Annotated in this window: 19 protein-coding genes; 3 read left to right on the plus strand and 16 right to left on the minus strand. The window is 40.9% G+C overall.

Translation table 11 applies throughout. The features are described from left to right. Nucleotides 1-153: 153 nt before the first annotated feature. The 14 genes from ISP07_RS04525 to yceD all read right to left on the minus strand — a co-directional run bounded on the left by ISP07_RS04525 (nucleotide 154) and on the right by yceD (nucleotide 11,854). Nucleotides 154-2,010: an alkaline phosphatase D family protein gene (locus ISP07_RS04525; protein WP_420706820.1), complete on the minus strand. Its 1,857-nt coding sequence runs from the start codon at nucleotides 2,008-2,010 to the stop codon at nucleotides 154-156. Beyond that, on the minus strand, nucleotides 2,010-2,789 hold the full coding sequence (locus ISP07_RS04530; protein ID WP_209326945.1) for a TatD family hydrolase: 780 nt from the start codon (nucleotides 2,787-2,789) through the stop codon (nucleotides 2,010-2,012). Before ISP07_RS04530 ends, ISP07_RS04525 begins: the two co-directional genes overlap by 1 nt. A 13-nt stretch (nucleotides 2,790-2,802) precedes the next feature. After that, entirely contained in the window at nucleotides 2,803-3,129 is a 327-nt protein-coding gene (locus tag ISP07_RS04535; protein WP_054554720.1) for a PilZ domain-containing protein, read from the minus strand. A gap of 9 nt (nucleotides 3,130-3,138) precedes the next feature. After that, nucleotides 3,139-4,032, minus strand: a complete 894-nt coding sequence (locus tag ISP07_RS04540; RefSeq protein WP_209326946.1) for a DNA polymerase III subunit — start codon at nucleotides 4,030-4,032, stop codon at nucleotides 3,139-3,141. Between the two features lies 1 nt (nucleotide 4,033). Then, the gene (tmk, locus tag ISP07_RS04545; protein ID WP_209326947.1) at nucleotides 4,034-4,660 is read right to left on the minus strand and encodes a dTMP kinase; all 627 of its coding nucleotides are present in this window, start codon (nucleotides 4,658-4,660) and stop codon (nucleotides 4,034-4,036) included. Nucleotides 4,661-4,678: 18 nt separating this feature from the next. Next, the gene (gene mltG, locus ISP07_RS04550; RefSeq protein WP_209326948.1) at nucleotides 4,679-5,656 is read right to left on the minus strand and encodes an endolytic transglycosylase MltG; all 978 of its coding nucleotides are present in this window, start codon (nucleotides 5,654-5,656) and stop codon (nucleotides 4,679-4,681) included. Continuing rightward, entirely contained in the window at nucleotides 5,653-6,465 is an 813-nt protein-coding gene (gene pabC, locus ISP07_RS04555; protein ID WP_209326949.1) for an aminodeoxychorismate lyase, read from the minus strand. Before pabC ends, mltG begins: the two co-directional genes overlap by 4 nt. A gap of 57 nt (nucleotides 6,466-6,522) precedes the next feature. Next, complete coding sequence (fabF, locus tag ISP07_RS04560) at nucleotides 6,523-7,761, minus strand: beta-ketoacyl-ACP synthase II (RefSeq protein ID WP_054554715.1); 1,239 nt, start codon at nucleotides 7,759-7,761, stop codon at nucleotides 6,523-6,525. A 117-nt stretch (nucleotides 7,762-7,878) separates the two neighbouring features. After that, nucleotides 7,879-8,115 carry an acyl carrier protein gene (gene acpP, locus ISP07_RS04565; protein ID WP_016707440.1) on the minus strand — a complete coding sequence of 79 codons (237 nt, stop codon included), beginning with the start codon at nucleotides 8,113-8,115 and terminating at the stop codon, nucleotides 7,879-7,881. Between the two features lie 238 nt (nucleotides 8,116-8,353). Then, the gene (fabG, locus tag ISP07_RS04570) at nucleotides 8,354-9,100 is read right to left on the minus strand and encodes a 3-oxoacyl-ACP reductase FabG (RefSeq protein ID WP_054554714.1); all 747 of its coding nucleotides are present in this window, start codon (nucleotides 9,098-9,100) and stop codon (nucleotides 8,354-8,356) included. Nucleotides 9,101-9,111: 11 nt separating this feature from the next. After that, complete coding sequence (fabD, locus tag ISP07_RS04575; RefSeq protein ID WP_054561366.1) at nucleotides 9,112-10,038, minus strand: ACP S-malonyltransferase; 927 nt, start codon at nucleotides 10,036-10,038, stop codon at nucleotides 9,112-9,114. A 70-nt stretch (nucleotides 10,039-10,108) separates the two neighbouring features. Beyond that, nucleotides 10,109-11,137 (minus strand): phosphate acyltransferase PlsX, encoded by a 1,029-nt coding sequence (plsX, locus tag ISP07_RS04580; RefSeq protein ID WP_054554712.1) that lies wholly within the window; start codon nucleotides 11,135-11,137, stop codon nucleotides 10,109-10,111. Nucleotides 11,138-11,148: 11 nt separating this feature from the next. Beyond that, a complete protein-coding gene (rpmF, locus tag ISP07_RS04585; protein WP_036967969.1) occupies nucleotides 11,149-11,319 on the minus strand; it encodes a 50S ribosomal protein L32 in 171 nt (56 codons plus the stop codon). 10 nt (nucleotides 11,320-11,329) lie between these two features. Further along, nucleotides 11,330-11,854, minus strand: a complete 525-nt coding sequence (gene yceD, locus ISP07_RS04590) for a 23S rRNA accumulation protein YceD (RefSeq protein WP_054554711.1) — start codon at nucleotides 11,852-11,854, stop codon at nucleotides 11,330-11,332. Between the two features lie 141 nt (nucleotides 11,855-11,995). Here yceD and ISP07_RS04595 point away from each other — a divergent pair, with 141 nt between their 5' ends. Both ISP07_RS04595 and ISP07_RS04600 read left to right on the plus strand, forming a co-directional pair. After that, nucleotides 11,996-12,592, plus strand: a complete 597-nt coding sequence (locus ISP07_RS04595) for a Maf family protein (RefSeq protein ID WP_209326950.1) — start codon at nucleotides 11,996-11,998, stop codon at nucleotides 12,590-12,592. A 53-nt stretch (nucleotides 12,593-12,645) separates the two neighbouring features. Beyond that, nucleotides 12,646-13,728, plus strand: a complete 1,083-nt coding sequence (locus tag ISP07_RS04600; RefSeq protein WP_209326951.1) for a hypothetical protein — start codon at nucleotides 12,646-12,648, stop codon at nucleotides 13,726-13,728. Between the two features lie 20 nt (nucleotides 13,729-13,748). Here ISP07_RS04600 and ISP07_RS04605 read toward each other — a convergent pair whose 3' ends face one another. Then, a complete protein-coding gene (locus ISP07_RS04605) occupies nucleotides 13,749-14,393 on the minus strand; it encodes an HAD family hydrolase (RefSeq protein WP_209326952.1) in 645 nt (214 codons plus the stop codon). Beyond that, nucleotides 14,380-15,348, minus strand: a complete 969-nt coding sequence (rluC, locus tag ISP07_RS04610; RefSeq protein ID WP_054561362.1) for a 23S rRNA pseudouridine(955/2504/2580) synthase RluC — start codon at nucleotides 15,346-15,348, stop codon at nucleotides 14,380-14,382. The genes ISP07_RS04605 and rluC overlap by 14 nt, the downstream gene beginning before the upstream one ends. Nucleotides 15,349-15,967: 619 nt before the next feature. Between rluC and rne the strand changes: the two genes are divergently transcribed. Then, a complete protein-coding gene (gene rne, locus ISP07_RS04615; protein WP_209326953.1) occupies nucleotides 15,968-19,135 on the plus strand; it encodes a ribonuclease E in 3,168 nt (1,055 codons plus the stop codon). The last annotated feature ends 39 nt before the right edge of the window (nucleotides 19,136-19,174 follow it).

Genomic DNA, 19,174 nt, shown 5'->3' on the forward strand with positions numbered 1-19,174 from the left:
GTTGATTAACTACACTTAAAAGTACTTTCTACTTCTCCCTACTGAATTTAGAAGGTGTTTTTTTTATAGTTAGCGCAGGCTCACACGAGCCACCCCCTAAGCCCAGAACAATGCGGATTCGTTCTGGGCGTTTTTTTATTCTAATGTATTCGATTAATTATCGTTTAAATCGAATTCAGTTATTTGGTTATCAGCGTGAATAAGTTCATATTTAGCAAGTAAACCGTCATTGAGCTCAATTAAGCTGATAGCCGCATTACTGACCAAATACTTTTGTCCTTCGCCTTTGGTTTGATGTTTATCAACTTCCATTTGCCAACGTTTAGTGAAAAAGTTAAGTGGGCTTTTCGGGGCATATAAAATTGAGTCGAGTTTATCGAGTACATTAATAAGTTTGCGTGGGAACTCATTTTTAATGCCACTGGCAGTCAATTGCCAAATTCGGTTTTTATGTTTACCAAAGCGCTTTTGAACTGAAAAACAAAATGAATAATGAACATCACCAGAGAGGATCAAGGTTTCTTTTGGCGTATCTTCACGGCGAAAAGTATCTAGCAGTTTTTTAGCAGAACCTTCATGGGCCATCCAGTTTTCAACATCAACCAACAATGGCTGCCCGCAAAAATTAAAAATAGCTTGGATTGCTTCAATCGATTTAACACCAAACACCGGTGCTGGAGATACAATAATCACTTTATCGTGAGACAATAAGCTTTCTTCTAATTCAGTGAGCCTTTCCCAATCAAGTAAACCAGATGGTTCATTGAAGTTTTGTTCATTGCGCCAGCGATGCGTTCGGGTATCGAGTACTACAACCTTTGGAATGGTATTAAGCTCGTAATGCCAATGATTAAAATTGAGTATTAGCTTATCAAAGTCTTGAAACTGCCAGCTCTGTTGCTGCAGACTTTGTTTAAAACTGGCTAATAAAGACAGCGAGTTATCACCTGCATCATTACCAATTCCTTGCATTAACCAATAACTAATCAGGCCATTATTTACAATACGACGGCTAGCTGGGTGCTGATAAATAGCTTGCTCCCAGCCTGCGGTTAGGTTCCAATCATCGGTGACATCATGATCGTCAAACATCATTAATGTCGATACATTGGCAAATAACCTTTCAACACTCTGAAGACCCTTTGCAAAGCCAAGCAGTGCGTCTTTTTCAAGTTTAAATAAATTAGCGTATTTAGGGGCTAATGCTGGGCATTCAATTGATTCGAACTCAATTAGCTGCCAAGTAACCGCGCTGAAGTTTAATAAATAAAGCGCTATAAATTCTTGAAAATGGATTAAGTGGTTTTCAGCTTTTAAGCTTGAGAAGTGCGGCTCATCTTTTTTAAGCCAATAACCAACACCAAATTTACTCCGTTTCTGCCAAGGTACTTTGGGTAAGTGTAAATGGCGCTGATAAAGTTGCTGATCAAACCCAGCAGGTAAATCTAAATCAAGCGCTGGCTCTGAAAACACACCAAACAAGCTAATCACTTTTTCAATCGCGAGCAGCATAGGCCCTGCGACATCATCCGCATATATTTGGTCGCCAGATAACAATAATAGGTCAGCACCTGCATTAAGTGACTGGCGCTGATCATTTTGCCAATTATCTGCAGCTACAAGGCTATCTTTTGCAGGGTGATGAGGGTTACGACACGAACCATGCAGAATTCTATCGAGTCGATTTGGGATCACAAATGCAGGAGATTCTGCACGTTCATAGCAATAAGACGATAAATCAAGGCTTTTTTCTTCATCATGTAACGAATAATAGATCAGTGAATCAACTGCAAACTGGCCACTGACTGGTATGACATTTATGAAATTTAAGTAAAGGTGTTGCCCTAACTGGATTGATTCTAAGCTAGAGAATGTTTCAACACCGCTAAACTCTATTCGGTAGTGGCAAGGTCTAGTTGTAACAAATTGAAAGCACACTCGCTCTGAATCTGCTCGGCGTACCATTGGCCCCATTACTAACTGAGGTAAGTTCGATACGCCGTCCACTATTACGCCCTTTTAGCTTGATTAAACAACGAATAAAAGTTGTTAGTTGTTGCTTCAGCTAACTCATTAAAAGTAAGCCCTTTTAACTCAGCGATGTAGTAAGCCACATCTTCAACATAGGCTGGTTGATTTGTTTTACCACGATATGGAACAGGCGCTAAATACGGTGAATCTGTTTCGATCAATAAGCGATCTAGCGGAATTTGCTTAACAACGTCTTTTAACTCTACAGCATTTTTAAACGTAACAATGCCCGAAATCGAAATATAAAAGCCCATATCAATGGCTTTTTTGGCCATATCCCAGTTTTCTGTAAAGCAATGTAATACACCACCACAATTCTCAGCATTGTGGGCGCGCATTAAGTTAATGGTGTCTTCTCTAGCGTCTCGTGTATGAATAATAAGCGGCTTATTTAGCTCATTGGCAACGTCGATATGACCCACAAAGCTTTCTTGCTGAACAATATGGGTGTCTTTTGAGTAATAGTAATCAAGACCCGTTTCGCCAATTGCCACCACTTTGTCGTGGCTTGCAAGTGAAATTAGCTTTTGCTTATCGAGTGCGTCTTTTTGATCGAGTGGATGCACACCACATGATGCTGAAACATCTGGATAGTTCTTAATTTTATCCAGCATTGATGGGAATTGATCTAAAGTTACACTGACACATAAAAAGTGTTCAACCTTTTTAGCGCGAGCATTATCTAAAACTTGGTCTAAGTCTAAGTCGAGTTTATCAAAATCTAAACGATCTAAATGACAATGAGAATCTACAATCATGGTACTACTTTTATTACATGGTATAGGTCGGATTGCCTGAGTTTAACATAGTACCGAGTAGTTTTTCGATTTTGGCATTTAAATTGGTTTTATCATCGATAAAATTCACACCAATACCTGGCGGGTTTGAGCTTTGCGCACCTTGTGGTGTGATCCAAGCAACTTTACCCGTTACTACATCATCCTCTAGTGCATCGGGTAATGTGACTTTTAAAGCCAATGAATGACCCATTTCAAAGCGCATATTAGTGCGAACAAATAACCCACCATTTTTTAGATAAGGCATGTAACAGCGGTATAATTCTTCTAAGTCTTCGATATCTACTAATAATTCTTGCACGGATATATCCTAATTTTGACTTTCACGTAAAGTAAACGCTAATTGTGAAATGGCTAGATCCATATTTAAGCCAAGCACATGCGAGCTGTTATAAAGAAACTCTGAAATAGCAGATTGTGCTTTTTGATAATTGAAAAAGTCCATTCCTAATACTAATTGCGTTTTAAGATGCTCTGTTAAAAACAAGGCAAATACATTAACCAAGCTATGATCTTTATTAAGGATGTCGACTAACGCACTGAAATTATGGCTGTCTTTTAGCTTAGTTGCAAATTTAAAGAGTGAATCAATAGCTTCAAGTTTATTGTCATTTTGCCACTGCTGAACAAGCAGTGGCTGTCGAGCGAACAACTCTAACCATGAATAATTAGCAATGTTCAGTGATGCTAACCATTGTGTTGTATATTCTGGGTTAACCTTTATTTCGTGTACCGCACAGCGACTTAAAATTGTTGCAGGTAATAATGCTGTTTGTTCGCACGTTAACAATAAATAACGGCGCAAATTTGGCTCTTCAAGGGTTTTTAATAAAGCATTAGCCGCTGCAGTGGTCATTTTATGACACTGTTCAAGCACCACTACTTTGTTACCATTTTGCGCTGCTGAATGGTTTATAAAATCACTGATCTCCCGAATTTCATCAACGCCTATTGTTTGGCCTTCTACCTTTACAACGCGTTTATCAGGATGAGTACCCGCTTGATTTAGTTGGCAGCTTTTACAATTGCCACAGGCTTTTAAGTTTACAGGTGACGCACAAAGTAGCCCATCAGCGAGCGAATCGACTAAACGTTGCTTGCCAACACCTTTATCACCATTAAATAGCTGGGCATGATGAAAGCGTTGCTGTGCAAAACTTTGCGCAAGTTGCTGATAAAGCCCTTCAAGCCACGGCAAAGGCATATTAATTTAAACCTGCAAAAAAGTGATCAAGCACGGTTGTGATTGCCGCATGTACTTCTGGCATTGTTTGGTTTGCATCCACAGTTTTGATACTGCTATCAGTGTTAGCTATTTCAAGGTAGCGTGCGCGAGTGCGCTCAAAAAAGCCTAATGCTTCTTGTTCGATCCGATCAAGTTCACCACGTCCTTTTGCGCGAGCAAGACCCACAGCTGGGTCAATGTCTAAATAAATGGTTAAATCAGGCTTTAAACCATTTAGCACCATATCAGCTAAAAAAGAGAGTTTAGTTTGTTCAATACCACGACCACCACCTTGATATGCTTGTGATGAAAGATCATGGCGATCACCTAAAACCCAAGTGCCCTTTTCAAGTGCCGGATTAATAACATTAGCAACCAATTGCGAACGTGCTGCATACATAATTAACAGCTCTGTTTCACCGGTCACTGTTTCTTGGTGAGCCTGTTTGACGATATTACGCAGCTCTTCAGCCATAGCAGTACCGCCAGGCTCACGTACATTAATAAAATCGACTTGCTTGTTTTCTAAATAAGCTTGGCATACGGCAATGGCCGTTGATTTTCCGGCCCCTTCTAGGCCTTCAATCACAATAAATTTCGCTGTCATATGACTCAATTCTGGTTGTTAGTTTAATTGGTACTGCTTTACCGCTCGATTATGTTCTTGCAATGTTTTAGAAAATTGATGGCTGCCATCCCCTTTCGCAACAAAATACACATATTCAGACTCAGGTGGATTAACCGCGGCCAAAATCGCTGCTTTTGAAGGCATGGCTATGGGTGTTGGCGGCAAGCCTTTTATCTTATACGTGTTATACGGTGTATAGGTTGTTAAATCTTTTCGTTTTATATCACCATCAAAATCAGCTCCAATACCATAAATAACCGTTGGATCGGTTTGTAAGCGCATATTGGTTTTTAAACGATTGGTAAATACCGCAGAAATTAATGGTCGCTCAGAGGCAAGGCCCGTTTCTTTTTCGATGATAGAAGCCAGTATTAACGCTTCATACGGTGAACTTAATACTAAATCTGGCGCTCTAGTTTGCCATGCAGCGTCTAATTCCTGCTGCATTTTATTGTATGCGCGTTTTAATAAGCCGCTGGCCCTATCTTCGCTGTGGTAGTGATAGGTATCAGGGAACAACCAACCTTCTAAATTCTCTTGCGTGTTACTTATCTGCGTCGCTAAATTTTCTGTATCTAAGTCTTGGCTTAAATGCGCTTGTTTTTGAATATTAGCAACAACGTCACGAAGTGGCTGACCTTCAATAATTGTGAAGCTAAAGCTCACTTGTGCACCTTGATTGATACGACGAATATTATCAATCACAGCGCTTGTATCCAGTTCATAAAGACCCGCTTTTAGATCAGTAAGCGTAGGATCTAATTTAGCGAGTACCTGAAATTTAAAACAGCTATCAACCCACTGCTTTGATTGCCATGCTTGGCAAAGTTGATTAAAGCCGGTGCCACGCTCCACTTTAAATAAAGTACTATTTTCAACTTTTAACGGCATTTTTAATGCTGATTGAAGTTGTTGATAGCCAATACCACAACATAGCAATGCTAATAACAGCACGCTAACAATGACTTTTATCACACACTCTCCTTGGCAAACTGCGCCGTTAATAGCGCTTTACTGCATTCAATATCAAACTGTGTATCAGCAATTCGTGCAACGGGAACCACGCCCATTAAACTATTACACATAAATACGGCATCCATAGCTAAAAGCTCATCTAGTTGGATTGCTTTAAATTCAATGGCTAACTTATCACATAAAGCGCTGAGATAAACCCCAGTGATACCGCAGCGGTCTAACTTAGGTGACATAACTTGACTGTCTTTAATGGCAAATAAATTTGCAGCAGAGCACTCAATCACATTGTTATCATAGTCAAGTACAACAACGTCATCACATTCAAGGCTGCTCATTTGCTTTTTGATAAGCACTTGCTCTAAACGATTCAATGTTTTTAAGCCTGCAAGTAAAGGTTGATGTGCAAGTTTCACGTCACTGACCGCTAGGTTTACACCCTGCTGTTGCCAACTTTTATAGTGTGAAACTGCAGGCATTACACTGATCAACACTTGGATACTTGGTGTATCTGGTAAGCCATAACCACGCCCACCTGCACCACGGGTGATAACTATTTTTAAAATACCGGTTTGTGTATCACTGATTGCGTGGTTAACTTCACGCATAATTGCGGTTAAATCTAATTCGGGGAAAAATAGTCTTTGCGCGCATTCTTCTAAACGCGCTTTGTGTAAATCCCAGTGCTCAACGACAGAATTCACCACCGAGGCAGTGGTAAAAAAGCCGTCACCATAATTTAAGCCACGATCTTGCGTGCTTATTGTGGTGTCTGGTGTGATTATTTTTATTGTTTGTTTTAATTTACTCATACAAAAAAGCCCAGTTAAACAACTGGGCTCTTCTTTTTAGTCCGTTGTTAAAAAGAATTATACCTTTTTAAACAGCAACGAGCCATTAGTACCACCAAAACCAAATGAATTACATAGTGCGTAATCCAATTTAGCGTCACGTGCAGTGTGCGGTACGTAGTCTAAATCACAGCCTTCATCTGGGTTATCAAGGTTGATTGTAGGGCTTACTTTCTGGTCAACAAGTGACAAGATAGTAATTATTGACTCTACCGAGCCTGCTGCACCTAACAAGTGACCCATCATTGATTTAGATGAACTTACCATCACATCTTTCGCTGCATCGCCAAAAATAGTTTTAACAGCGGATGTTTCGGCTTTATCGCCTGCATTCGTCGATGTACCGTGAGCATTAATGTAACCAACTTGGTCTGCATTAACTTGTGCATCGTTTAGGGCATTTTCCATCGCTAGAGCTGCGCCTGCACCGTCTTCAGGTGGAGATGTCATGTGATAGGCATCGCCACTCATACCAAAACCAACGAGTTCAGCGTAGATTTTCGCGCCACGTGCTTTAGCATGCTCATATTCTTCAAGTACGATAACACCAGCACCATCAGCAAGAACAAAACCATCACGGTCTTTATCCCAAGGGCGTGATGCTGCTTGTGGGTCGTCGTTACGAGTTGATAATGCACGTGCCGCATTAAAGCCACCCATACCAATTGGTGTTGATGCTTTTTCAGCACCACCGGCTACCATTGCATCTGCATCGCCGTATGCAATCATACGCGCAGCATGACCAATGTTATGTAGACCTGTAGTACAGGCTGTAACGATTGAAATATTAGGGCCACGTAAACCGTGCATAATCGATAAATGACCAGAGATCATATTGATAATGGTCGAAGGCACGTAAAACGGAGAAAGCTTACGCGGGCCGCTATTTAACAGTTTGATGTGGTTTTCTTCAATTAAAGTTAAACCACCGATGCCAGAACCCACTGCTACACCAACACGAGTGGCGTTTTCTTCAGTGATCTCTAGACCAGAATCTTGTAGTGCTTGTACACCCGCTGCAATGCCATATTGGATAAACAAATCCATTTTCTTTGCATCTTTCGGTGACATGTAAGCTGATGCATCAAAGTCATTCAGCAAACCTGCGAATTTGGTGCCGAAACTTGAGGTATCGAAATGCGTGATAGTTTGAATACCACTTTTACCGTTTAACAAACCTTGCCAAGTAGATTCAACATCATTACCTAGCGGTGTCAACATTCCTAAGCCAGTTACGACGACTCGACGTTTAGCCACGGGTTGCCTCCAATAAGGAAATTATTTTAGGTGGGGTGTATACCAAATTTATTAGTATCATTCTATAGATAGACTAAGGGCAGCTTAATGCTGCCCTTAAAATCAAAATGCGTAAAATTACTCAGCGTGAGCTGTAACGTAATCGATTGCAGCTTGAACTGTAGTGATCTTTTCAGCTTCTTCGTCTGGGATCTCAGTGTCGAACTCTTCTTCAAGAGCCATTACTAGTTCTACAGTGTCAAGTGAATCAGCACCTAAGTCGTCAACGAAAGAAGCTTCATGTTTTACTTCTTCTTCTTTAACACCTAGTTGCTCAATGATAATTTTCTTTACGCGTTCTTGGATGTCGCTCATTCTTCTTTCCTTTATTAAAAACGCCAATGCGTTATTTTCAGATTGCGGCGTAGTTTACGCCGCATAATTCTGTGATTCAAGGATTTGCTGATAATTACTTATCTGGTCAAACCTCTCGAATAGTATTTGTTCATTTATCGCTTATTTTCATAGCGAATTCAAGTATGTTTAAAGCAAGATCATAAAAATTTCAACAATTTTCGATAATCTTTCGCTAGCAAATTTTTGCTAACTTTCATTAAACCATGTACATCGCGCCATTTACGTGCAATGTTTCGCCTGATACATACGCAGCAGCGTCAGATGCTAAATAGCATACCGCAGCAGCGATTTCTTCAGGTTGACCTAAACGCCCTGCAGGTACATTTGCAAGCGTAGCTGCTTTTTGGTCTTCAGTCAGCTCGTCTGTCATATCTGTTTGGATAAAACCCGGTGCAACAACGTTCACTGTGATACCACGTGATGCCACTTCGCGTGCTAATGACTTAGTAAAACCAATTACACCCGCTTTCGCTGCAGCGTAGTTAGCTTGACCCGCATTACCCATTGTGCCCACAACAGAACCGATATTAATGATACGGCCATTTTTCTTTTTCATCATAGGGCGTAAAACAGCCTTAGATAAACGGAAAATTGAGCTTAAGTTAGTGTCGATGATGTCATCCCACTCACCGTCTTTCATACGCATTAATAAGTTATCGCGAGTAATACCCGCATTGTTAACTAATACGTCGATATCGCCTAAATCAGCCTTGATCGCAGCAAGTGTCGCCTCAATCGATTCAGGATCTGTAACGTTAAGGGCATAACCTTTACCGTTGTCACCTAGGTATTCACTGATTTTAGCAGCACCTGATTCGCTTGTTGCAGTACCCGCTACTTTTGCACCTTGTGCAACTAGCGTATTTGCAATCGCTTTACCAATACCACGGCTTGCACCAGTGATTAGGACAACCTTGCCCTCAAGAGAAAATAAATTTGTCATTCTATTCCTACTTATTTCGCTTCATCAATAGCAGCTTGCGTATTAACCGCACCACATACCATTGCTTTATCAATTCGTTTAGCAAGACCCGTTAATACTTTACCTGGGCCAAACTCATAGCTTTGGGTAATACCTTGTGCAACTAATGCTTGTACAGTTTCAGTCCAGCGTACTGGGCTGTAAAGTTGGCGTACTAATGCATCTTTAATTGCTTCACTTGATTGCTCAGCTTTTACATCAACGTTGTTGATTACATCACACTTAGGTGTATTAAATGTTAAAGCGGCTAAATCAGCAGCTAATTTTTCAGCGGCTGGTTTCATTAGTTCACAGTGAGAAGGTACGCTTACTGCAAGTGGTAAAGCACGTTTAGCACCTGCTTCTTTACATGCTTCTGATGCACGCTCAACTGCCGCTTTGTGGCCGGCAATTACAACCTGACCTGGTGAGTTGTAGTTTACTGGTGAAACAACTTCACCATTTGCTGATGCTTCACACGCTGCTTTGATTTCGTCGTCACCTAAGCCGATGATTGCAGCCATAGAACCAACACCCGCAGGTACTGCTTCTTGCATATATAAACCACGATTTTCTACTAGTTTAACTGCTTCGCTTAAGCTTACAACGCCAGCACAAACTAATGCTGAATACTCGCCTAAACTGTGACCAGCCATAACAACATCGGCATCAGGGTTTGCGTCTAACCATTGACGGTAAATAGCAACACTAGCAGTAAGAAGTGCTGGTTGTGTACGATGGGTTTGATTTAATTCTTCTTCTGGACCATTTAGTACAAGTGCAGCTAGATCATAGCCAAGAGCTTCAGATGCTTCAGCGAATGTTGCTTTAGCAATTTGTGAATCAGCTAATAGTTCAGATAACATGCCCACAGTTTGTGAGCCTTGACCTGGAAATACGAGTGCAATTTTATGTGCCATACTTTGCTCTTATAATTAAACAAAAAAATATTCTGTAGCAGGCAGCATAACAAGTTTTAGATATGCTGCACTACTTTGTTGTTGGATGTGTTTGCTCAAAAATCGCAGCGATTTTTTCAGGGAGTTGGCGTTCGACTTCCCGCGCGGCTTCATCAATAGCTGCATGAAACGCCTTTGGTGAGGCATTGCCATGGCTTTTAACAACAATACCGCGCAATCCTACCAGACTTGCGCCGTTATACTGGTCGGGGTTCACCCGCTTGTAGAGTTTTTTTATCACTGGACGCAATAAAAACGCTAAACTTTTGTATAAGAAATGTTTGTGTAAGGCTTTGGTGAGTTTATGCATGATCAGTTTGGCAATACCTTCACAGGTTTTTAATGCCACATTACCAACAAATCCTTCGCACACAATAACATCGGCTTTTCCGCTGAAAATATCACTACCTTCACTGTAACCTGTGTAGTTGAGATATTCACACTGCTGCATTAACTGTGCAGCTTGTTTTATTCCTTCATGCCCTTTGATGTCTTCAGAGCCAATATTCAATAAACTAACTCTTGGGTTATCACACCCAAGTGCCTGCCCTGCTACCACAGAACCCATAATGCCAAATTGATAAAGGGTTTGTGCGTCACAATGCACATTAGCGCCTAAATCAAGTAAATAAACAGGATTTTTACGTTCGGTTGGAACAGCAGAGATTAATGCAGGACGTTTAACGCCTGGAAGCATCTTTAATACATAATGCGCCATAAAAAATAACGCGCCTGTATTACCAGAGCTTACACACGCTTGCGCTTCACCCGATTTAACTAAATCGAGGGCAACTCGCATTGATGAATCTTTTTTAGAACGAACAGCTGAAGCAGGTTCACACGCATTTGTGACGACTTCGCTACAATGGCGAATAATTAAACGAGGGTGTGAAACAGAATCGAGTGCTTCGAGTTCTTTTAGAATAACTTGCTGATTACCACATAAGATGAGTCTTAAGTTGGTATTAGCATTTACCGCTTGCACGGCAGCGGGGATAGATGAACGGGGGCCGTAATCGCCCCCCATCATATCTAACGCTATGGTTAGATTGGTCAGCATATAGCAATCTCTTAGTTAGAAATTACTTTAACGCCTTTGTAGTAACCGTCAGCAGTTACGTGGTGACGACGGTGAGTCTCACCAGAAACTTGATCTACAGTTAAAGTTGGACCACTGATCGCATCGTGTGAACGGCGCATGCCGCGTCTTGCACGAGACTTTTTGCTTTTTTGTACAGCCATTAGTCTTCTCCTAAGAATCTTTCTTAAGTTGTTTCAAAATATCAAATGGATTTGGTTTGTCATCTTTTGCTGCTAATTTACCAAAGCTAGTAGGCTCTGATGAATAACTGCATGAAGCTTCGTTGTGAGTAGGCACTATTGGAATAGCTAAAATCAGTTCGTCTTCGATTAACTCAAATACGTTGATTTCACCGTTTTCGTCCAGCTCTACTTCATCGTAACCTTCAGGTAGATGATCTGACTCTGCATCCAAACCAATTGGCGAATACACAAAGTCTTGTTCCAAATCCAACCCTAATTCTCCATTACAGCGTTGGCAAGTTACAGTTACATGTGTTGATAAGTTACCACTTATTACCACTAAACCTTGCTCGTCAATTTTGCAATGAATCTTTACCGCTATTTCACCTGCTTCCTCCTGCACAACTTGCTCTAAACGAGAAAGTTTTTCAAGCGGGACAATACCGTCATACGTTAAACGATGTTGAGCTGCTTTGCTGGGATGAAGAGTGATGGGAATTTTCACCTTTTGCATAGGGGCTGCATCATATAGATAGTTAGTAAGTTAGTCAAAGTAAAAAACCAATTTTGGTAGGTTTTTAACGATCTTCTGCTTTGTTTTCGGATTCATTGTGGCTTATCCTTGGCAAAATACAATTTTCATCCAGAATTTATTATGAAACCAACACTTATATTAGCGTCAAGCTCACCATTTAGACAGCAATTATTAACTAAGTTTAACTTACCTTTTCAAAGTTTTTCTCCAGATATTGATGAGTCCCCTATCGCAGCTGAAACACCAGAGCAATTAGTTGCTCGTTTAAGCGAGCAAAAAGCCCGAGTTGCCAAACAACATTATAGTGAAGGTTTGGTAATTGGCTCAGATCAAGTTGCGGTATTCAACGATACAATTTTAGGTAAACCTCATACTAAAGAGAATGCCATTAAGCAGCTATCATCATTTAGTGGCCATACAGTGACCTTTTTAACGGGTTTAAGTGTTTTTGATATACAAAGCGATAAAGCAATTACCACAGTAGTGCCATTTGATGTGACATTTAAAACACTCACACTTGAGCAGATCAATGCTTATTGCGATGCAGAGCAGCCATACAACTGTGCAGGCAGCTTTAAAAGTGAAGGGTTAGGTATCTGTTTATTTGAAAAGCTCAGTGGCGATGATCCTAATACATTGATAGGCCTGCCACTTATCACATTAACTAAAGTGCTGGCTGAGTTTGGTGTTGACGTTTTGACATGTCACAAAGCCTAGTAAATTCTATTAAATAGTGTAGATAAAAATTCAAGCTAAAAAGGAAAGGATTTATGACTCGACAAGGATTGTTAATAACCTTTTTTCTATCAGGGTTAAGTTTGTTTACCGGCAAAATACATGCCTCACAAGAATTAATAGAAGTCTACTCATGCAACACGTGTAATTATGAAAAAGCCAAAACAATTGCTAAAGAACACCATGTCAAACCTGTTTGCCAATGGGAAACTTCATCTAATGAAAGGTTACACCTTGGTCAACCTATTCTAAAATGCGATACTTCATCGAAAAACTTGATAATAGCAAATCCATTAGATAAAAGAGCTTTTAAATTTAATGTTAAGGCGACAAACAACTCATCAACTTCTCAAGAGAATGGGGTTATTTCAACAATCGAAATCTTGCCATTAAACACCTCAGAAAAAGATTTATTAAAAACTTTTTACGATATAGACCGAGATTTCAGAACCGCAGTATCGAAAACTTCTTACATAACATCATCTAAAATACAAGGCCCGCTTGAGCTTAAGTCAACGAGTTTAAATAACGAAGATAGTTGTGCCTCACACCCAGTTAGTTATTTTGGCAATCAACAATATCAAGTCAACCTCCATGAAACTTTAACACAACTCATAGAAAAAGAACTTTTTGATGCAAATTGGTTTGATAATTTTATAGTCTCTGATGTAACTCAAAGCATGCTAAAACTAAGTAAAGGCGACCTAGGATTTCAAATAAGTCTTCAACACAATGAAATAGGTTCTTATATTAGTAAGGTTTATGGAGGTTCGGATAACCTTTTAAACTTTGAAGTGAAATATAATGGTGAATTTAATATTGGTGGTACTCGTAAATTAAACTTAACTTACAAGTTAAACCGTGGCGCATCAATTATAGATGGTATGGCAATGAACTTATTATTCAGTCCTGTGGTGGATTTAACTGATGTAGCTATTTCAAATTGTCTACTTAAGTTTATTGAGGAAAATAGTAAAGAAATTGAAACGATTGATAGCCACACACGTGGTAATGCGCATTTAGCTGGGAATTGTAGCCGAAAAATTAAAAAGGAATTGTGTTCTACTGAACGATATAGCCAAAAATGTACAAACTCGATTATTAGCTTACGTTGTTAGTGTTTAAATTGGCTAAGCAGTTAAAGCAAATATTGCTTTAACTGCTGGTATGAATCAACAACACATAACGGCGTATGTTGTTGCAACTGCGCCGGGCTATGGGCACCAAAACTCACTCCAATACAAGCAATGCCTGCGGCATTAGCCATTGCCATATCGAGTTGGCTATCGCCAATCATCACAGCATCGCTTTTTGCGATGCCCTGCTCACGTAAAACTTGCTCAAGCATATCTGGAGATGGCTTCGACTCAGCATCGTCAGAGCATTTTATATTCACAAAGTACTTACCAAGGCCTGACTCATTAAGAAGCCTATCAATGCCTTCACGTCCTTTACCGGTAGCAACAGCCAATTGCATACCTGCATCGCTTAACTGCTTTAAAACGGATTCTACATCTTTAAATAAAGGTGTAGGTGTAACATCTAACTCACGGTACTGTGCTTTGTAACCTGCAACGAGTTCGTCGCTTAAATGTAAATGCGCCGGAAAAAGCACTTCAGTGGCTTTTGCCAGCGATAAACCAATAACGTCTTTTGCTTGTTGCTCTGTTGGAACAGGAATACCTAAGTCTCGCGCAGTATTTCGCAGGCAGGTAACAATTTTTGGCACAGAGTCCATCACTGTGCCATCCCAATCAAAAATAACCAGCTTAAACTTGTTCATTATCTGCACGTAGCTTTTTGATACAATTTTGAAGTGCATTATCGAGTGGCGCTTCAACATGCATGGTTGTTTCATTTTTAGGGTGCATAAAACGTAAATCGTGGGCATGTAAAAACAAACGATTTAAACCAGTCAGTTTATTCACGTATTGATCGAACTCTGCAACGCCATATTTATCATCACAAGCAATTGGATGACCTTTACATTGCGTATGCACACGAATTTGGTGAGTACGCCCCGTTACCGGCGACGCTTGCACTAATGAGCACTCAGCATATCGCTCAAGCACACGAAAACGCGTGTGCGATGGTTTACCTTCAGTATTATCAACACGAACCACACGCTCACCAGACTTCAAGGTATTCTTACGAAGTCCTTCGGTAACGTTTTTCGTTTTAGAGTCCCATTGACCATCAACTAATGCCCAATAGTTTTTCTCCATGGTTTTTTCACGTAACTGTTTATGTAAATCAGTTAACACTGAACGACGCTTAGAAATAAGCAAACAACCTGATGTGTCACGGTCTAGACGGTGTACAAGCTCTAAACTACGCTCTTCAGGGCGAAGTACGCGAAGCGCTTCGATTAAGCCATAACTTAGGCCACTGCCACCATGCACAGCCATACCCGAAGGCTTGTTGATCACCATTAAATACTTGTCTTCAAACAAAATGGCGTCTTCAAGTTGTTTTACTTTATCGAGTTTTTTTGGCACAAACTCTTCTTTTTCGGCCACTTTAATAGGTGGAATACGAACCACATCATTAAGTTGTAGTTTGTAGACAGGTTTTATGCGTTTTTTATTTACTCGCACTTCGCCTTTACGAAGGATTTTATAAACTGCACTTTTAGGCACACCTTTTAGGTGAGTAATAAGAAAGTTATCAATACGTTGACCTAGATGGTCTTCACCTATGGTAACAAACGAAACTTGTAAGCCGGTTTTTTCTGACATTGCCTAATCACTGATTTAAGTAAATAATTTAGTTGCTAACGCGACTGTAATAGTGGGATAATCACCGTCGCGAACATAAAGTTTGCAAGTAACAACGGTGCTTTTATCACATTAATACATTCGTGAAGCATATTCTGGGTTGCCGATCATACAGATCCGCGCTAAGTTTTCCAAAGCTTTTATAATTACCCAGCCAACACGAGCGTTCAATTATCGGCGATGCGCGTAATATATTGCCTGAATAATTTGAGCACGAATGTTGATTAATGAACATAAAAAGCAATTGAACAAGATAAATTGACTGATAGTGACGACGTAGCAACGTCATTCAGAAGCAGCTGTTGTAGCAAGACATTGAATAAAAATTTGAACATGGTCGACTTCGGGACAAAACTCGTAAATTAAAACCGCAGAATTGGCGGCAGTTTTGACACCTATAAGAATTTAATAACGTGACAACATGTTATTGTCAGCCACACTTAGTGATGCTCAATGTAAGCAAACAACTTCAGGTTTTGACTTTACCCAGTCGTGAGACTGCACAAAAACAACCGTCAGAAACCATTGAACAGACGAGTTTATATCGTCATGTCAGCGACAGAATTAGTAGAGTAACAATATGAAACGTATGCTAATCAATGCGACGCAGCAAGAAGAAATGCGCGTTGCACTGGTTGATGGCCAGCGCCTGTATGATTTAGACATAGAGAGCCCAGGTCACGAACAAAAAAAAGCAAATATTTACAAGGGTAAAATTACCCGTATCGAACCGTCATTAGAAGCTGCCTTTGTTGATTATGGCGCTGAAAGACACGGTTTCCTTCCTCTTAAAGAAATAGCTCGCACCTACTTCCCACAAGGCTATACATTCCAAGGTCGTCCTAATATCCGTGACGTGATCAAAGAAGGCCAAGAAGTCATTGTGCAAGTTGATAAAGAAGAGCGTGGCCAAAAAGGCGCTGCGTTAACGACTTTTATCAGCGTTGCAGGTAGCTATTTAGTACTTATGCCTAACAACCCTCGCGCCGGTGGTATTTCTCGCCGTATCGAAGGTGATGAGCGTACTGAACTTAAAGAAGCTCTGAGCCGTTTAGAACTACCTAAAGGTATGGGCTTAATTGTTCGTACTGCAGGTGTTGGTAAATCATTTGAAGAACTAGAGTACGACTTAAAAGCACTATTAGTGCATTGGCAAGCGATTCAGCAAGCTGCTGATAGCGGCCCTGCTCCGTTCTTAATTCACCAAGAAAGTAACGTAATTTTCCGCGCAATCCGTGACTATTTACGTCGTGATATTGGTGAAATTTTAATTGATAAAGCACGTGTATTTGAAGAAGCGAAAGCGCATATTGAGCGTTTCCGTCCAGATTTCATGAGCCGCGTTAAGCTTTATCAGGGCGATGTACCACTATTCACCCACTACCAAATTGAAAGCCAAATTGAATCTGCTTTCCAACGTGAAGTTCGCTTACCATCAGGTGGTTCAATTGTAATTGACCCAACTGAAGCACTAACGTCTATCGATATCAACTCATCTAAAGCCACTAAAGGCGGTGATATCGAAGAAACAGCACTTAATACTAACTTAGAAGCAGCAGACGAGATTGCCCGTCAATTACGTTTACGTGACTTAGGTGGTCTTATTGTTATCGACTTTATCGATATGACACCACCACGCCACCAACGCGAAGTAGAGAATCGTTTAAAAGACGCTGCTCGCCCTGACCGTGCCCGTGTACAGATTGGTAAGATCTCACGCTTTGGTCTGCTTGAAATGTCGCGTCAGCGCTTACGCCCTTCATTGGGTGAAGCAAGCCAGGGTCCATGTCCTCGTTGTAATGGTCAAGGTACGATTCGTTCTAACGAATCAATTGCATTGTCTATCCTTCGTTTAATCGAAGAAGAAGCAATCAAAGACAATACATCACAAGTAAATGCACAAGTGCCTGTGGCTGTTGCCGCTTACCTATTAAACGAAAAACGTCGTAGTGTGCAACGCATCGAAAAGCGCCATAACGTTGATGTTGTGATCATTCCTAATCAACACATGGAAACACCACATTACGAAGTCGTTCGCTTACGTAAAGACGAAACAATCGAAACAGTAAGCTACGAGCAAGTTGTTGCTCCTGAGCCAGAAGCTTTTGAAATGGCTAAAGCCCCTTCAGCACCAGTTCGTGAAGAGCCGGTTCTTAAAGGTGTTGTTATGCCTACTACACCTGCACCTCAAGCTGCACCAAAAGCTGAGCAAACGCCCCCTGCGGCTAAAAAGTCTGAAGGTGGTTTATTTGCTGCCATTGGTAAGTTCTTCAAGTCGCTATTCAGTAATGCCGAAGAAGAAGCTGAAAAAGAGCAAGAAGAGAAAAAAGCAGCACAAAGACGTAGCAATAATCGTCGCAACAACGACAACCGTCGTCGTAGCAACAACCAACGTCGTCGCAACTCTCGTAATAAACGTCCTGACGATGCACAAGCTAAAGAAGAAAACACAAATACTTCGAATAAGCCTGAGCAAAAAGAAGGTAACGAGAATCGCAACAAACGTCGTCGTAATTCTAACAACAGAAAACGTAATGAAAAACGTAATGATGATGTAGAACAAACGAATAAAGACACTGCACCAGAGACGAAATCTGAGCAACCAAAGGAAACTAAACCTAAGGTTCGTCGTCAACGTCGCAACTTACGCAAAAAAGTTCGCGTAACAGATGAAAGCGCAGATGAAGCAAAAGCAGTACAAACAACTGAAACAACTGAGCAAGCACCTAAAGCTGAAAAACCAGCTAAGCCTGCAAAGGAAAAAGTAGCAGTTGAAACTGAACAAGCAGAACAGCCAGTTGCTGAAAAGCAAGTACCTGCAGAACCAGTAAAAGCTGACGCTGAGCCTAAACAAGCAGAGCAAACTGAATCGGTAGTTGAATCATCAACTGATGAAGAACAAGCTCAACCTCGTACACGCTCTCGTCGTTCACCTCGCCACTTACGTGCTGCTGGTCAACGTCGCCGTCGCCCTGAGCATGATGAAAAATCAAGTGATGACAAAGCTGATTCGCCAGCATTTATTCCTGTAGCAGATCAAGCTGCTGCTGAATATGAAGCTGAGCTTAAGGCAAAACAGGCTCAGGCTGAAACTGAAGAACCTGTAAAAGCTGAAGAGCCTGTTAAAACTGAAGAGCCAGTGAAAACTGAAGAACCAGTTAAAACTGAAGAACCAGTTAAAACTGAAGAACCAGTTAAAACTGAAGAGCCAGTTATAACTGAAGAACCAGTGAAAGCTGAAGAGCCAGTTATAACTGAAGAGCCAGTGAAAGCTGAAGAGCCAGTGAAAGCTGAAGAACCAGTGAAAGCTGAAGAACCAGTGAAAGCTGAAGAACCAGTAAAAACTGAAGAGCCAGTGAAAGCTGAAGAACCAGTGAAAGCTGAAGAACCAGTGAAAGCTGAAGAGCCAGCACAGGCTGAAGAACCAGTGAAAGCTGAAGAGCCAGTTAAAACTGAAGAACCAGTGAAAGCTGAACAGCCAGTGAAAGCTGAAGAGCCAGCACAAGCTGAAGAACCAGTGAAAGCTGTAGAACCTGCTAAAAATGAAAAAACTGTTTTAGTAAAAGGTTCAGCAAGCGCTGCAATGGCAAAACCTACACCAGTTGCAGATAGTGACCCAGAGCCAACACCAGCAGCTATGGCCCATGATAAACGTGTAGCTATTCCAGATAGCGGCCTTCGTGCAGGTTCAATTAAACCTGCTGGCAGAGCCCGTGCTGATATGGCAAAAACCTTAGCGGCTGATTAATTTAGTTGCTTAATAAAAAAGCCGCGTTTATAACGCGGC

Origin of the sequence: Pseudoalteromonas sp. PA2MD11 (genome assembly GCF_017808125.1) — a bacterium.
GTDB lineage: Bacteria > Pseudomonadota > Gammaproteobacteria > Enterobacterales > Alteromonadaceae > Pseudoalteromonas > Pseudoalteromonas simplex.

What these genes read in the sequence shown, in the direction of transcription:
- ISP07_RS04530 (WP_209326945.1), bottom strand. Translation starts at nt 2,789, where the DNA reads ATGATTGTAGATTCTCATTGTCATTTAGATCGTTTAGATTTTGATAAA.
- ISP07_RS04540 (WP_209326946.1), bottom strand. Translation starts at nt 4,032, where the DNA reads ATGCCTTTGCCGTGGCTTGAAGGGCTTTATCAGCAACTTGCGCAAAGT.
- tmk (WP_209326947.1), bottom strand. Translation starts at nt 4,660, where the DNA reads ATGACAGCGAAATTTATTGTGATTGAAGGCCTAGAAGGGGCCGGAAAA.
- pabC (WP_209326949.1), bottom strand. Translation starts at nt 6,465, where the DNA reads ATGAGTAAATTAAAACAAACAATAAAAATAATCACACCAGACACCACA.
- acpP (WP_016707440.1), bottom strand. Translation starts at nt 8,115, where the DNA reads ATGAGCGACATCCAAGAACGCGTAAAGAAAATTATCATTGAGCAACTA.
- fabG (WP_054554714.1), bottom strand. Translation starts at nt 9,100, where the DNA reads ATGACAAATTTATTTTCTCTTGAGGGCAAGGTTGTCCTAATCACTGGT.
- fabD (WP_054561366.1), bottom strand. Translation starts at nt 10,038, where the DNA reads ATGGCACATAAAATTGCACTCGTATTTCCAGGTCAAGGCTCACAAACT.
- plsX (WP_054554712.1), bottom strand. Translation starts at nt 11,137, where the DNA reads ATGCTGACCAATCTAACCATAGCGTTAGATATGATGGGGGGCGATTAC.
- rpmF (WP_036967969.1), bottom strand. Translation starts at nt 11,319, where the DNA reads ATGGCTGTACAAAAAAGCAAAAAGTCTCGTGCAAGACGCGGCATGCGC.
- yceD (WP_054554711.1), bottom strand. Translation starts at nt 11,854, where the DNA reads ATGCAAAAGGTGAAAATTCCCATCACTCTTCATCCCAGCAAAGCAGCT.
- ISP07_RS04595 (WP_209326950.1), top strand. Translation starts at nt 11,996, where the DNA reads ATGAAACCAACACTTATATTAGCGTCAAGCTCACCATTTAGACAGCAA.
- ISP07_RS04600 (WP_209326951.1), top strand. Translation starts at nt 12,646, where the DNA reads ATGACTCGACAAGGATTGTTAATAACCTTTTTTCTATCAGGGTTAAGT.
- ISP07_RS04605 (WP_209326952.1), bottom strand. Translation starts at nt 14,393, where the DNA reads ATGAACAAGTTTAAGCTGGTTATTTTTGATTGGGATGGCACAGTGATG.
- rluC (WP_054561362.1), bottom strand. Translation starts at nt 15,348, where the DNA reads ATGTCAGAAAAAACCGGCTTACAAGTTTCGTTTGTTACCATAGGTGAA.
- rne (WP_209326953.1), top strand. Translation starts at nt 15,968, where the DNA reads ATGAAACGTATGCTAATCAATGCGACGCAGCAAGAAGAAATGCGCGTT.